This window comes from Paraburkholderia aspalathi (assembly GCF_900116445.1).
GTDB lineage: Bacteria > Pseudomonadota > Gammaproteobacteria > Burkholderiales > Burkholderiaceae > Paraburkholderia > Paraburkholderia aspalathi.
In genome coordinates, this window is the sequence record NZ_FPBH01000024.1 from 60,803 (window position 1) to 74,113 (window position 13,311).

Below are 13,311 nucleotides of genomic sequence, written 5' to 3' on the forward strand. Positions count from 1 at the left end.
CCTTGGATAAATGAGTCAGGATTACCCCACGCTGCCTTCCAGGCTGACGCCGAGCAGTTTCTGCGCCTCGACCGCGAATTCCATCGGCAATTCCTTGAAGATTTCCTTGCAGAAACCGTTGACGATCATCGACACGGCGTCCTCCGCGGACAATCCACGCTGCCGGCAATAGAACAGCTGGTCCTCGCCAATGCGCGACGTCGACGCTTCGTGTTCAACCTTCGCAGTCGGGTTCTTGACCTCGATATACGGGAACGTATGCGCACTGCAACGGTCACCGAGCAACAGCGAATCGCATTGCGTGAAATTGCGCGCACCTTCCGCTGCACGGCCGATCTTCACGAGCCCACGATACGCATTCTTTCCGCGGCCGGCCGAAATGCCCTTCGACAGAATCGTGCTGCGCGTATTGCGCCCGAGGTGAACCATCTTCGTGCCGGTGTCCGCCTGTTGATAATGATTTGTCAGCGCGACCGAATGGAATTCACCCACCGCGTTATCGCCTTGCAGGATCACGCTCGGGTACTTCCATGTGATCGCCGAACCGGTTTCGACCTGCGTCCACGAAATCTTCGAATTCGCCTCGCGGCAATCGCCGCGCTTGGTCACGAAGTTGTAGATGCCGCCCTTGCCCGATGCGTCGCCCGGGTACCAGTTCTGTACGGTCGAATAGCGGATCTGCGCCCCCTCTAGCGCGATCAGCTCGACCACTGCAGCATGCAGCTGATTTTCGTCGCGCATCGGTGCGGTGCAGCCTTCCAGATAGCTCACGTACGAATCTTTATCCGCAATGATCAGCGTGCGTTCGAACTGTCCGGTGTTCTGCGCATTCATGCGGAAATAGGTCGACAGTTCCATCGGGCATCGTACGCCCGGCGGGATATAGCAGAATGAGCCATCGCTGAACACGGCGGAATTCAGCGTGGCGAAAAAATTGTCGGTGTACGGCACGACCGAGCCGAGATACTTCCGCACCAGGTCAGGATGGTGCTGCATGGCCTCCGAAACTGAGCAGAACACGATGCCGAGTTCCGCCAGTTTTTCGCGGAAGGTCGTGATCACGGACACGCTGTCGAACACGGCATCCACCGCGACGCCTGCCAGCAGTTCGCGCTCCTTCAGTGGCACGCCCAGTTTTTCGTAAGTGCGCAGCAATTCGGGATCGACGTCGTCGAGGCTCCTCGGACGATCTTTCTCCGCCCGAGGCGCACAGTAGTAGACGATGTCCTGATAGTTGATTCTCGGATGTTCGACAGTCGACCATTGCGGCTCTGTCATCGTCAACCAATGGCGATACGCGGCCAGCCGCCATTCGAGCATGAATGCGGGTTCGCCTTTCTTGGCGGAGATGAGCCGGATCACGTCCTCACTCAGCCCTCTGGGCAACGCGTCGGTGTCCAGCTCGGTCACGAAACCATGGCGGTATTCGCGACCGATCAGTTCGTCAAAATCGGTTGTGGGAGCGCTCATGCCTGGCCTCCTCAATTGGGCTAACGCGCCGGATACGTTTCCAGTGTAGACCGGTGTGTAAAACCCTGACGAAGGGCAGGTTTTGGCCATGCACACGACGACTTTTCGCTGGTGTCGTGGTGTCGGCCCGTGCCCTGCCTGCCGCAAAACAAACCGTGGCGTGTCCGGTCCAACAAATAAACGTTACGATAAAAGGGACCCGGGTTTCCCGAGGGGCTCAACCGTTGTTCGCCCGGTTGTTCGCGGGAATCCGATGATTTGCGGCGGCGATACAGATTCAGGGTCTGGAGGCGAGGTTGTCATGCAGTCAGGCATCAGGTTTGAAGTTAACGTCTGCGGTGGGGATTTCGCGCATGTGCAGGCAAGCTTTCAGGAGTGGCGCCGGCAGCCGGATTTTGACGGCCGGGGCCGCTGGATGTTCGAAGGAAAATCCGGGGTGAGAAGACTGGATCCAGCTGTCTTTGATAACACGAAGGCCGCTCGTCTGGCACTCGAGCGGCAGTGCGGGCCCCAGGACCCGTACGCCCTTGCCGCACACGTCAGCAAACCGGGGCGCACGCTATGGATCGTGATGGCCGCTTACGGAGCATAGCCGGGCCGCACTGCCATGCGGGAGGTGCGGGGCCGGATAGGACTGTGCCTCGCGTGCTCCTGGACCCGCCTGCTCGTGGCAGGCGTGGGCGCTGCTTGTGTTCCCAATGAGCAAATCCGGCGAAGGAGGCGATGATGCAACACGGAAATGCAGTCGAATACAGCGGATGGGTCATCCATCCGGTCGTGACTGAATCGAAGGGTGACCGGTTCGCGGCTGCCGCGACAATTGTCGATCGGGATGGAGAAGAACGCACCGTGGGGGTTGACGGCGATTTCGCGCGGTCGCAGGAAGCAATGGATCGGGCGGTCGAACTGGCAATCGCGTGGATTCATCGACGCCGCGTCGTTTCCGATCACTACGTGCGTAGCAGCCAGGCGACGGAAATTGACACGGGCGGGTGAACAGCATTCCGGTCTCGATGAATCTGCCCTCGAATCGGCCCTCTACTGATTGGCGCCTGAGGCAGTGCTTAGGCTGCCCGACGCCGGTCCGATCCCTGCAGTAGGGCCAACCGTCGCATTACTCGCGCCTGTGGGGCTTGCGCCAGCGGTTCCATTATCGTTCTGTCTGCAGCCGGTGGCACCGACAGCGAGCAGCGCAACTGACGCAATGACCGAGATACTGCGGACGATCCATTTCATCACTTACCTCCTCCGGTTTTCGTACGGTCTCTGTTCGTATCTGGACGGCGCAACCCGTGTACCCAAAGTCTGCCTGGCCCCGTCGGCCACGTGCGCTGCTACGGTTTTTTCGGGCGAGTCTCGACGGGGCGGCCATAACCGCTTATGCGTGCGGCGCGACTTTCGTGATTGCTGCCGATGCTCTCCGGTCCCTGGAATAGGTAATGCAACTCCGGTAGACGACAAGCTAGCGCGGCTGACACCCGCAGGGCGATCCGCGTCGATACTTGGAGGTCCCATGTCATCTGACCCGCCAATCCCTGATCAGCCTGTTATCCCCGACGCGCCCAATCCCGGCGCACCTGACGACGCTCCCGACGTCGGCACGCCCGAACCCGAACCGGATCAGATGCCCGGCTCGCCCAGCGATCTGGCACGGATGACGGGCTGACCGTTGTCGCGATGCATCACTTTGTCGCCAATGTATAACTTGCATTGCTTTGTAAAGATTAATTACGCGATTACCGGCCTTCACTCCACCGACCGCCAAAGGAAGCGTCATGGCTCTTTTTCAGAGGAAATCCGTAGCCGCGTTGCAGAGCGAAGCCGCGCGTACCGAAGAGGAACTCCAGCAACACGGCGAGCATGCGCTCAAACGCACACTCTCCGGCCTCGATCTGACGCTGCTTGGCATCGGCTGTATCATCGGTGCCGGAATCTTCGTTCTCACCGGACATGCAGCCGCAGCCAATGCCGGGCCCGCAGTTGTCATCTCCTTCGTCCTGGGTGCAATTGTGTGCGCGCTGGCAGGTCTCTGCTACGCCGAGATGGCGTCGACCGTACCCGTAGCCGGCAGTGCTTACACGTACGCCTACGCGACAATGGGCGAACTGATCGCGTGGATCATTGGCTGGGACCTGATTCTCGAATACTGCATCGGTGCCACCACCGTCGCGATCGGCTGGTCCGGCTACGTCGTCAGTCTCCTGCGCAGTTTTGGCATGACCATTCCGGACCAGTTCGCGCGAGCCCCGCTCGCCTTCGCCCCGGGGACAGGCTGGAGCCATACCGGCGCGATCCTGAATCTGCCGGCCATATTCATCGTCGCGCTCATCACGATCCTGCTCATTACCGGCATCCGCGAATCGGCACGTGTCAATAGCATCATCGTTGTGCTCAAGGTGCTGATCGTGATTGCTTTCATCGCTGCCGGTGTCAGCCATGTGAACACCACCCATTGGGCGACAGGCACAAATCCGCAGGGCGCGTTCATTCCGCCCAATACAGGCGAAACCGGCTCGTTCGGCATGAGTGGCGTGTTGCGCGGCGCGGCGGTCGTGTTCTTCGCCTATATCGGATTCGACTCCGTATCGTGTGTCGCGCAGGAGACCGTGAACCCGCGGCGCAACGTGCCAGTTGGCCTCTTCAGCTCGCTCGGCATCTGCGCGCTGCTGTATGTGCTCACCGGGATCGTGCCGTATGACCGGCTCAACGTCGCGGACCCGATTGCAGTTGGCGTGGATTCGATCGGTCTGACGTGGCTGTCGCCAATCATCAAGCTGGGCGCGATTTTCGGACTGACGTCGGTGATTCTCGTACTGCTGCTCAGCCAGTCGCGGATCTTCTACACGATGGCGAAAGACGGTCTGCTGCCGCCAGTCGCATCAAAAATCCATCCGCGCTTTCGCACCCCATGGATCACGACCGCGATCATGGGCATCGTGGTCATGGTGCTGGCGGGCCTGCTGCCGATAGGCCTCGTGGGCGAACCGGTCAGCATTGGCACACTGTTCGCCTTCGCGATCGTCTGCATCGGGGTGCTGATGCTCCGGCGAACGCAGCCCGATCTCGAACGCGCATTCAGAACGCCCGCAGTCTACGCCGTTGCGCCGCTGGGCGCGCTCGCGGCGGTGGGGCTGATGCTCGGGTTGCCGGGCGACACCTGGCTGCGCCTCGTCATCTGGATGGCAATCGGCATCGTCATCTATTTTTCCTACGGCATTTGCCATAGCACCCTGCGCGGCGAATCAGCGCGGATGTCCCGGGCATTGCCGCGCACGCGAACAAGCATGGGTCTGGACAGGCGCACCGTACCGCCCTCTTCAGGGCCAGTTGCGAGTTGAATCCGGAGTTGAATCATGACCCTGAATGTCGCGCAGAAGCTGATCAGGTCTCACCTGGTTCACGGTGACATGAAACCGGGCGAGGAGATTGGCATTTCGATTGATCAGACGCTGACCCAGGATGCCACCGGTACGCTGATGATGCTGGAGCTGGAGGCCATGGGACTCGATCGGGCAAGGACAGAGGTGAACGTGCAGTACATCGACCACAATCTGATTCAGGAGGACTACAGAAATCCCGATGATCACCTCTTTCTGCGCAGTGCGGCCCAGCGCTTCGGCCTGTGGTATTCGCGACCTGGCAACGGGGTGAGCCATCCGTGTCATCAGGAGAACTTTGGCAAGCCGGGCAAGACGCTGCTCGGCTCCGACAGTCACACGCCCGCCGGCGGCGCCATGGGTATGCTGGCGATTGGTGCGGGTGGTCTCGAGGTGGCTCTGGCCATTGCGGGCGAACCGTTCTTCACGCGCATGCCGCAGATCTGGGGCGTAAAGCTCACCGGCCATCTGCCTGACTGGGTCAGCGCCAAGGACGTGATCCTCGAGATGTTGCGCCGCCACGGCGTGGACGGTGGTGTTGGCCGGATCATCGAATACTATGGTCCCGGGCTGGATACGCTCAGTGCAATGGACCGGCATGTGATCGCCAACATGGGAGGCGAACTCGGTGCGACCACCACGGTGTTTCCGTCGGACCAGGAGGTTCGGCGCTTCCTGCGCGCGTGGAACCGGGAAGCAGACTGGGCTGAACTGGTCGCGGATACCGGCGCGGCCTACGACGTGCAGGACGAGATCGATCTCGCCGGCCTTGAACCGCTGATCGCCATGCCGTGCAGCCCGGACAATGTACGCCCGGTACGGGAAGTCACGGGCGAGACGATCTACCAAGCCTACCTTGGTTCGTCGGCCAACCCCGGTTACCGCGACTTCGCCGTTACGGCAATGATGGTTCGCAGCCGGCCTGTGCACGAGCGGGTATCGTTCGACGTCAATCCCACCTCCCGTGCGCAACTCGAAACGCTCGTGCGCGACGGGCACATTGCGAGCCTTCTTCATGCCGGCGCACGACTGCATCAGGCCGGCTGCAACGGGTGTATCGGCATGGGCCAGGCCCCGGCCACGAACGGACTGTCACTGCGCACCGTGCCGCGTAATTTCCCCGGACGCTCCGGCAACCGCGAGGACAGGGTGTGTCTGGTCAGTCCCGAGACGGCAACCGCTTCCGCAATCACCGGTGTCATCACCGATCCACGTACGCTCGGCATGCCCTTCCCGCACATCGCGGACCCCGACGACCCGATTGTCCGCCAGGACATGTTCGTGCCGCCATTGCCGCCCGAAATGGCATCTGGCGTGGCCCTTGAAAAAGGGCCGAATATCGCATCGTTACCCGCTCTCGAGCCGCTGCCGGACGTGATCGAAGCGCCGGTCCTGCTCAAGGTCGGAGACAACGTGTCGACTGACGAAATCATGCCGGCCGGCGCGCGCGTACGGCCGTTTCGCAGCAACATTCCAGAAATTGCCGGATTTGCCTTTGAACGGATCGATCCGACCTACGCCGCCCGCGCGAAGCAGGTGGCTGGCCACATCGTTGTCGGCGGGTCCAATTACGGGCAGGGATCGAGCCGTGAACATGCTGCACTGGCGCCCCGCTTTCTCGAATTGCGTGCCGTCGTAGTGAAGAGCCTGGCCCGCATCCACGCGCAGAATCTGGTCAATTTCGGTGTGCTGCCCCTTGTCTTCAGTCATCCCGAGGATTATGACGATATCCGCGCAGCGGACATCCTGCGGCTGGACAATGCTCACCAGGCGCTCGCCGAAGGTGACCACCTGACGATCGTGAACGTGACCCGGGGCAGGACGCTTGAAGTGCATCACTTCATGTCGCCGCGACAGATTGAATACGTATTGCGCGGTGGACTGGTGAACTGGATGATAGAACGACTGTCCCGCTCTGCCGGGCCCCAGGACGCATGATGGCCTCACCCACTCCGGAGTTCAGAATGTGTGCACTACCGAACGACACGCAGATCCAGCTCCCGGCGGATGATCCCGCCGTACAGGCCGTGTCGGCACGGTACGGCGCTTCTGACGCTGGACCTTACCGCCTCAAGGTGCGGGCGGCGTCGCGCGGTCTGAGAGTCGTCGCGGTCTGGCAGGTCCTCGGCTGCGAGGCGCGACACGTCACCCACATTCGCATCCGCCTCGATCACCGTCACGGCTTCGAGGAGATGACCCTTTGGTACGCGGCGGCGTCCGCCGACGTACTCGCGCAAACCGTGACCCGGCTGATCGCATTGCCATGGGTTCTGGATGCGTGCTTTTATCCGTGACAGCAACTTCGTGAAAGGCGTAAAAGGAAAACTGTGGTCGCGCCAAGCAGGTCATCATGGTAGCGAATGCAATACTCGATATTCGCGGCGTGTCACGAAAAAGGAGTCTCCCATGCAAACCTCCCGTCGTCGTTTCATGCTACTCACCGCGTCGCTCGCCTCGGCTGCGATGCTTCACAACGAGTCACACGCAGATGCCCCCGTGCTCTCCGAAAGCGATCCCACCGCCCTGGGCCTCGGTTACAAAACGGATGCCGCCCGCGTCGACAAGGCGAAATTTCCGAAATACCAGGCGGGTCAGGCGTGCGCCAACTGTCAGCTTTTCCAGGGCAAGCCGGGTGATGCCATGGGTCCCTGCACGACCTATGGCGGCAAGCTCGTCAACGCAAAGGGGTGGTGTGGCGCATATGTGAAAAAAGCCTGAGTCGGTATCGTTCGTCACGCAATGCAGCCTGATAGACCATCTGCGCATAACTGTGGCTATTGATTGCCCGCTGAGCCAGGTACGGTCCTGTTGCGCCAACGCAATGGAATCTTACCCGGCCAAGGCGAATCGGGCATTCCAGAAGGAAGCCGGCGCGCTGTCGTTGTGCGCCGGTCGAAAGTCCAGCCGGACACCCGGTCGGCACCTCGAGCAAGTCAAGACACGGTCCGATCGATGCAGTAATTGCCGGAACGATGCCCGTCGAAACCACCTGGAACAACGTCGGTCACTATACGCATCACAACGGCCGAACGTGACCTCAAGGCTGGACGTCACGTCGACGCGACAGGAACTGTTCTTCCGGCGAGACGCGCAACGCCCGCGTAGACGCGAGTGCTATTACTCAATCGCAGCACCATCAGATCAGTACGCCCAGATCGCGGCAAAAACCGCATTGATACGTCGCGCAAATGAACCATCCAGACGAGGACATTGACATGCTCTAACTTCCAACCCGCGATCCTCGTATTCCACGATGCGCCTTCGCCCGCTCGCAATCGCGTGGCGCAGCACATCGTACCGGATCACAGGTCAGCAACCACTCCACCGTAGTTTGCCATCGACTTAAGGTCGTCCCCTGAGTCTCTGACTCGCGCTAAACGTAACAATGCGTCGCGCCGCAACGAGGACCATTTCACCCGTTTTCGGGTTGCGCCCGGGACGTTGTCGTTTGTCGCGTAACTGAAATTTGCCGAAACCGGACAACCGTACGTTTTCGCCGCTTTCCAGCGCGCCGCACATCACCTCGAAAAAGGCTTCGACCAGTTCCTTCGCTTCCCGGGCGCTGAACCCCACACGGTCATGTACCAGTTGGGCAAGTTCGTTTTTCGTGACTGCCGGTTCGCCGGTAAGTGCAGAACCATGTGACGTCGGGATCTCGCGCATGACAGGTCGATACAGAAGCTGATCGCTTTAACTCAGGGATCGTCATCAATGACTGGAATCGATTTTATCTCATCCGGCGCGGGCAGTTGCACACGATCGACCGCGACGCGGGACGAAGCCGGACAGTCTGCGCTTACGTAGGAGCGCCCGATCAGAGACCCTGCCATCGCGGCAGGCATAAGCGGGTTGCACGCGGTCATAGCCATCAAGTTACCCCCTGGGACGCGAAAAAGGGTCCGCTTAAGTGCCAGTGAAGGTTCTTGGCTCTGGTAAATGGCGAATGTATCCGCCGGGGATCAATCGGCATTGCGCATGCGAAATGAGACTGGCCTATGGACGATACAAAGGTAAAAACTGCGGCTGAACGTTATGAAGCCTTTCGGATGATCGATGAAGGATGCTCACTTGCCATGACGCGTGCGTCGACAGGATCGACGCTGTCTCGGCCATCGGCGTAGTAAACGAGCTGCACGCTGTTCGCTACGCATTGCAGCGCCGCCACGCTGCCGCTACGACCACACATGACGAGGCGGCCAGGACCAGAATGAACTGGTCAGTTACGCCGTCTTGTAAGCAGCTCTGCCACACCGGCACGGGTGGCAATTTCCCAGATATATCCCCGCGAATAATCGACACCAACCCGCCGATGAAGCACGGTGCGCAAACGGCCGTTCGTCCAGTGATCAGCGTCTACGCCGTGCACTCGCGGCGACTCCTTAACTGTTGCGGCAATCCACGCTAGCGTTTCATCATTGATCGTCAGGCGCTTCTTCTCCGTGCGCTGCTTCGGTGGTCGCATCCTGTGTTCCAGTCCGAGCTTCCCGACGAGCGTTCTCACATGTCCGCTGGAGTGGTAGATGCCGACTCTCTCCTTGATCAGCTTTTGAACATCCCCGTTTCTCCAGAGTTCGGTTTCATAGCCGTGAGCCATGGGGCTGTCCTCCAAAGCCGCCCGTAACCACCTAAGGGCTTCCGGGCCAAGTGTGGCTTTGCGCCCGGATGATTTGAGCTGTTCAACAGCGTCAATCCCATCAGCAATTACCATTGATCTGTATTTTGTAATGGTGCGCACGCTGATGTTGAGCGCTTTCGAGACGCACTCGACACTGCCCCCGGCCAGCAGCATTTTCGCAGCAATCTTCCGGCGTGCGGTATAGACGTCGCCATGTGATTTCTGAGCCGTAGCAGGCGACGCCTTTTCCGAAATTGAATAGGTGAGTCGGTATGCAAGGCCATAACTCCGAGCAAGGTAGCCAACGTGGGAGGCTGAAAACTGGACTCCGAAACGCCGCGCGATCAATTCGCGCAGTTGGCCTATAGTCCAGGTCGGCCCTGGGTAGCCGTGAAGTCCAGGTGAGTGCTTGATCGCGCTAACGAGCCAGCTTTGCGAAGCATCATCCAGTCGCGGGACATTCCCGTGAATACGAAGATGCGCGAGGGCTTCAGGTCCTCCCCTTTCAACCAGGTCCTTGTACTTGCTCACGGTCGGAAGACTCAGTCCAGCCTTTCTGGACACCTCGCTAACGCCCTCACCATTCAACAGCAGTCTGGTGGCAAGAGCCCTACGTTGTGCAAGAGGTATATCGTCTTTCTGTTTGCCCATCGTCGCGCGCGCAAATGGATTGGTTGTAATGTCGCATTGCGGTCTCCATATTTATACACGATTCGAGTCGAATTCGGGGCGGCCACGCTAAGGCGGCTCGCAACCAGATATGAGCGCTTGCTCATTAAAAGTTTGGCATTGGGCCAACTGAGCGGCGCGATCGCCACCTCACCGGGCTTTTCGAAAGTAGCTCGTGCAATCGATCCCACACGCCTGCCTCTTGCTAGTCGCGTAAGCGGCGCCAACGGATCTGATACGAGGCGAACCCACAGATCGAGGGCGAGCCGCCCGAAGAGCGTAAGTCGGCGCCCGATCTTCGGACCGAAGCGGTCATATCGATGCGCGCCGCGCGGACGTGCGTTGTTGACTGCCCGCAAGAAACGTGGTGGTATCATCGATAGTACTCCGGTTTGCCCGACCATCATCTTTTAGTACAAAACAACCCGGACATGCGCGCGTCTGACAGCGACGTGAATGCGGTTCTGCACACAGATTCAACCACTACAAAATACGTATCGTTCGCTACGTTTTTTCACGTTAATAAGTGTGCATATGCACAGAATACGCACTTGAACGACCTGACTGCTCATTGAGCGCGCGCAGCCGTGAAACAACCCAACGGAAACGCGCGAAATTGGCCGCAAAGCCTTACCGCCATTGCTTCTTCGGTTACTGAAGTAGAACAACCCTCTGTTTCACGGGCATGCCGGCCCGGAAGTACCAGGGCATGTGACATTTCAGACATTCGCTTCATCACGCGCAGAAGCAAAAGTTATTCGGCACAAACAGCAGCCTTGCAGGCCGACCGGGTGCTGCAACTTTTCCTTCAACCGACGCCATTCTCGCGATTAAAACGCTGTGTGCCAATAACAATTAGCAGACAAAGGCAGTGGCGACAGAACGGCCCCGCCGCCCCTGCCCCGCTCGTGTCATCCTGCGGCCCGGCGCGTCTCCGCCCGCGGCCGCGCAAGGATCTGCCGGATCGCCACCAGATGACGGTCGCCGACCTCGATATGTGCGGCGGCACCGGCGACCGCCGCCCGGACCGGCCACGGCGGCCGCAGCCCGAGTTGCCGGCACAGCTGCGAGACGTACGGCTGGCCCGGCCCGATGCCGGCCTCGCGGCCGTCCACTGAAGCAATAGTGATAGTGCCGAACAAACGGAATCTCCCTGCGTCATATCCTGGACGAACTTGCCGTGACCGAGCCCGCCCTGCGCGTTCTCTTCGAGAAGGACGCGCGAGTTCGATGAGGTCGTCCAGATTCGGATCGAGCTTGCGCGGGCGCTCGTCGGGGCCCTGCCCGCTGCCTAGATGGGCAGGGAAATTCCGCGCGTGCGGCCAGCAGTTGCGCCCAGACCCAACTGCCACGATGCGGTCGACGCGTGGGTGGCCACGCATCCGGAAACGCCGGCCGTGCGGGGCTGGCTCGCTTTGGTCACCGACGGGCCGCAGTTGCTCCTCTGCGCGCACTCGGTTGTCCGCCTTGCGGATGGAGGGCTCATCGACGTCACTTTCAGCGAGCACGAACCGGCGCTGCCGTTCGTCCCGCACCCGCGCGCGGCAGCTGGCTTTTATCGTTCCTGTGCGCGGCGCCGTCGGCGTACGAGCTGCGCATCAACATGGGCCTTGGGGAGGCTGCGCCGTGAGCGAGCTCGCCGCTAAACTGCTCCCAATCTTGACGCCCCCCCCACTGCGTTGCAAGGCCTTACGGCCCCGCGCAAGCGGGCCTGCGCGTGGGGGCGACGCGCAGGCCGTTAGTTGCGTTGCTCACGTCAACCCGGTTCGTCCCGAAGCACCTCGATGAGCACGATTGACCGTTTTGAACCGGACCTAGCCCTCACGGCCGCGAGCGCCTAGCCGCAACCACGCTCGCACAGTACCGCATCGAGGCCGAGCGCCTGTTCTGGTATGCACGGAAGGTGAATACACCGATTTCGGCGTGGGGGCTGGATGAGTTTTCCGCATACATCGACTTCCTGCAGGCGCCAGCGCCGTGGTCGATCCGCATGCGCGGGGTGCGGCGCGGCGGACTGGCGGCCGTTGCTCGGGCCACTGACCGAGCGCTCGGGGGCCAGACCCAGAAAATCGTCACGTCGCTATTCGACGGGCTGCGCGACGTCGGCTACCTGCAGCTGAATCCGGCCACCGGGCTGCCGACGGTGGGCTGACGCGAGCCGGAAAAGCAGGGGCGTTTCCTGTCACCGGACGACACGGCGCTCCTGCGTGAGGCGATTGCCGCCCGCCCGGGCGCGGAGTCCGGCCGCGAGGCGCGCCTGGCGAATGCGCGCGACCAGTTCGCGGTGAACCTGTTTGAACGGACCGGCCTGCGCACCACCGAGGTGATGCAGTGCCGGATGGGCCATGTGTGCATCGAACCGGTGCCGCATGCTCTCCGCCGTGAGTTTCCGGACGCACCGCCCTTCCAGTGGCTGCTGCGCGTTGAGCGCGACAGCCACTGGAAGGGCGGCAGGGCCCGCTGGGTGCCGTGTGACGAGATTGCGTTGTCGCGGCAGGCCCACCGAATCGCGTTTGGCCTGCCGCCGGTGCCGCTGCCGGACGAAGACCTGCCGCTGCTGTTGTCGGTGCGACGCTCCCGCTGCAGTGAACGCAAGGGCATCCGCAGCCGCACGGCGATTTGGAAACTGGTCACCGGACTGTGCAGTGAGGCGTTTGCCTACGTCCGCGCCCACGCCCGGCTCGTCGATGCCGACCGGTTTGAACGCGCGTCCACGCACTGGCTGCGTCACACGTACGCCAAAGGGCTCGCTCAGGCGGTCCGCGACGGCCTGGACGCCTCTGCGGCGCTCGAAAACACGGACCATAGCGATCTGCGGACCTTCCGCCAGTACGTCGACGACGAACCGCTGAAGCGCGCGCTGGAGACGCAGCGGGCCCGTTCGCGCGTGACACGGTAACAGTCGGCGTCCCACGACTCCCGGGTGGCGCCGCACAATTAAGGTCTCCTCGTCGCTATGATCGGCGCAGCGAGCATTTTCGATACGGAGGACCTTCACGAAGGCCGCTTGCCGTGCTACGCCGCAACGCGCGGCGTAGCTTCAAGCCCGTCATGAACTGTCATTGACGCGGCGTCCCTCGCCGATCACGATCCGGCGCTCGCCGCAAACGCTAGAGAAATTGTCGCCTGCGCAACTGGCCAGTGCGTTACAAACCGCGGAGGCCTTGCGCCGCTGACGAC

Annotated in this window: 13 protein-coding genes; 9 read left to right on the forward strand and 4 right to left on the reverse strand. The window is 61.0% G+C overall.

What is annotated here, in order from left to right; genetic code table 11:
• Positions 1–21: 21 nt before the first annotated feature.
• Positions 22–1,470 (reverse strand): Fe-S cluster assembly protein SufB, encoded by a 1,449-nt coding sequence (sufB, locus tag BM438_RS30295; RefSeq protein ID WP_093642274.1) that lies wholly within the window; start codon positions 1,468–1,470, stop codon positions 22–24.
• A gap of 301 nt (positions 1,471–1,771) precedes the next feature.
• On the opposite strand from sufB, the gene BM438_RS30300 reads away from it, so the two are divergent.
• From BM438_RS30300 to BM438_RS30325, 7 genes are all read left to right on the forward strand, one after another.
• On the forward strand, positions 1,772–2,062 hold the full coding sequence (locus BM438_RS30300; protein ID WP_093642277.1) for a hypothetical protein: 291 nt from the start codon (positions 1,772–1,774) through the stop codon (positions 2,060–2,062).
• A gap of 131 nt (positions 2,063–2,193) precedes the next feature.
• The gene (locus BM438_RS30305; protein WP_425270751.1) at positions 2,194–2,466 is read left to right on the forward strand and encodes a hypothetical protein; all 273 of its coding nucleotides are present in this window, start codon (positions 2,194–2,196) and stop codon (positions 2,464–2,466) included.
• A 517-nt stretch (positions 2,467–2,983) separates the two neighbouring features.
• On the forward strand, positions 2,984–3,136 hold the full coding sequence (locus BM438_RS45670) for a hypothetical protein (protein WP_167378487.1): 153 nt from the start codon (positions 2,984–2,986) through the stop codon (positions 3,134–3,136).
• A gap of 109 nt (positions 3,137–3,245) precedes the next feature.
• Complete coding sequence (locus BM438_RS30310; protein ID WP_093642282.1) at positions 3,246–4,808, forward strand: amino acid permease; 1,563 nt, start codon at positions 3,246–3,248, stop codon at positions 4,806–4,808.
• 15 nt (positions 4,809–4,823) lie between these two features.
• The gene (locus BM438_RS30315) at positions 4,824–6,785 is read left to right on the forward strand and encodes an aconitate hydratase (protein WP_093642285.1); all 1,962 of its coding nucleotides are present in this window, start codon (positions 4,824–4,826) and stop codon (positions 6,783–6,785) included.
• A 26-nt stretch (positions 6,786–6,811) separates the two neighbouring features.
• On the forward strand, positions 6,812–7,141 hold the full coding sequence (locus tag BM438_RS30320) for a hypothetical protein (protein ID WP_093642287.1): 330 nt from the start codon (positions 6,812–6,814) through the stop codon (positions 7,139–7,141).
• A gap of 112 nt (positions 7,142–7,253) precedes the next feature.
• A complete protein-coding gene (locus BM438_RS30325) occupies positions 7,254–7,565 on the forward strand; it encodes a high-potential iron-sulfur protein (protein ID WP_093642290.1) in 312 nt (103 codons plus the stop codon).
• A 624-nt stretch (positions 7,566–8,189) separates the two neighbouring features.
• Here the strand turns inward: BM438_RS30325 and BM438_RS30330 are convergent.
• The 3 genes from BM438_RS30330 to BM438_RS30345 all read right to left on the reverse strand — a co-directional run bounded on the left by BM438_RS30330 (position 8,190) and on the right by BM438_RS30345 (position 11,273).
• Positions 8,190–8,510 (reverse strand): integration host factor subunit alpha, encoded by a 321-nt coding sequence (locus BM438_RS30330; RefSeq protein WP_093642293.1) that lies wholly within the window; start codon positions 8,508–8,510, stop codon positions 8,190–8,192.
• Between the two features lie 553 nt (positions 8,511–9,063).
• A complete protein-coding gene (locus BM438_RS45005; RefSeq protein ID WP_143131780.1) occupies positions 9,064–10,113 on the reverse strand; it encodes a helix-turn-helix domain-containing protein in 1,050 nt (349 codons plus the stop codon).
• Between the two features lie 929 nt (positions 10,114–11,042).
• Positions 11,043–11,273: a CppA family protein gene (locus tag BM438_RS30345; protein ID WP_093642302.1), complete on the reverse strand. Its 231-nt coding sequence runs from the start codon at positions 11,271–11,273 to the stop codon at positions 11,043–11,045.
• A gap of 761 nt (positions 11,274–12,034) precedes the next feature.
• Between BM438_RS30345 and BM438_RS30350 the strand changes: the two genes are divergently transcribed.
• Both BM438_RS30350 and BM438_RS30355 read left to right on the forward strand, forming a co-directional pair.
• Positions 12,035–12,283 (forward strand): hypothetical protein, encoded by a 249-nt coding sequence (locus BM438_RS30350; RefSeq protein ID WP_093642305.1) that lies wholly within the window; start codon positions 12,035–12,037, stop codon positions 12,281–12,283.
• A 132-nt stretch (positions 12,284–12,415) separates the two neighbouring features.
• The gene (locus tag BM438_RS30355) at positions 12,416–13,030 is read left to right on the forward strand and encodes a hypothetical protein (protein ID WP_167378488.1); all 615 of its coding nucleotides are present in this window, start codon (positions 12,416–12,418) and stop codon (positions 13,028–13,030) included.
• Positions 13,031–13,311: the final 281 nt, after the last annotated feature.

Coding starts and splice junctions, on each gene's coding strand:
- BM438_RS30310 (WP_093642282.1), top strand. CDS start 3,246: ATGGCTCTTTTTCAGAGGAAATCCGTAGCCGCGTTGCAGAGCGAAGCC.
- sufB (WP_093642274.1), bottom strand. CDS start 1,470: ATGAGCGCTCCCACAACCGATTTTGACGAACTGATCGGTCGCGAATAC.
- BM438_RS30300 (WP_093642277.1), top strand. CDS start 1,772: ATGCAGTCAGGCATCAGGTTTGAAGTTAACGTCTGCGGTGGGGATTTC.
- BM438_RS30305 (WP_425270751.1), top strand. CDS start 2,194: ATGATGCAACACGGAAATGCAGTCGAATACAGCGGATGGGTCATCCAT.
- BM438_RS30320 (WP_093642287.1), top strand. CDS start 6,812: ATGTGTGCACTACCGAACGACACGCAGATCCAGCTCCCGGCGGATGAT.
- BM438_RS30330 (WP_093642293.1), bottom strand. CDS start 8,510: ATGCGCGAGATCCCGACGTCACATGGTTCTGCACTTACCGGCGAACCG.
- BM438_RS45670 (WP_167378487.1), top strand. CDS start 2,984: ATGTCATCTGACCCGCCAATCCCTGATCAGCCTGTTATCCCCGACGCG.
- BM438_RS30315 (WP_093642285.1), top strand. CDS start 4,824: ATGACCCTGAATGTCGCGCAGAAGCTGATCAGGTCTCACCTGGTTCAC.
- BM438_RS45005 (WP_143131780.1), bottom strand. CDS start 10,113: ATGGGCAAACAGAAAGACGATATACCTCTTGCACAACGTAGGGCTCTT.
- BM438_RS30325 (WP_093642290.1), top strand. CDS start 7,254: ATGCAAACCTCCCGTCGTCGTTTCATGCTACTCACCGCGTCGCTCGCC.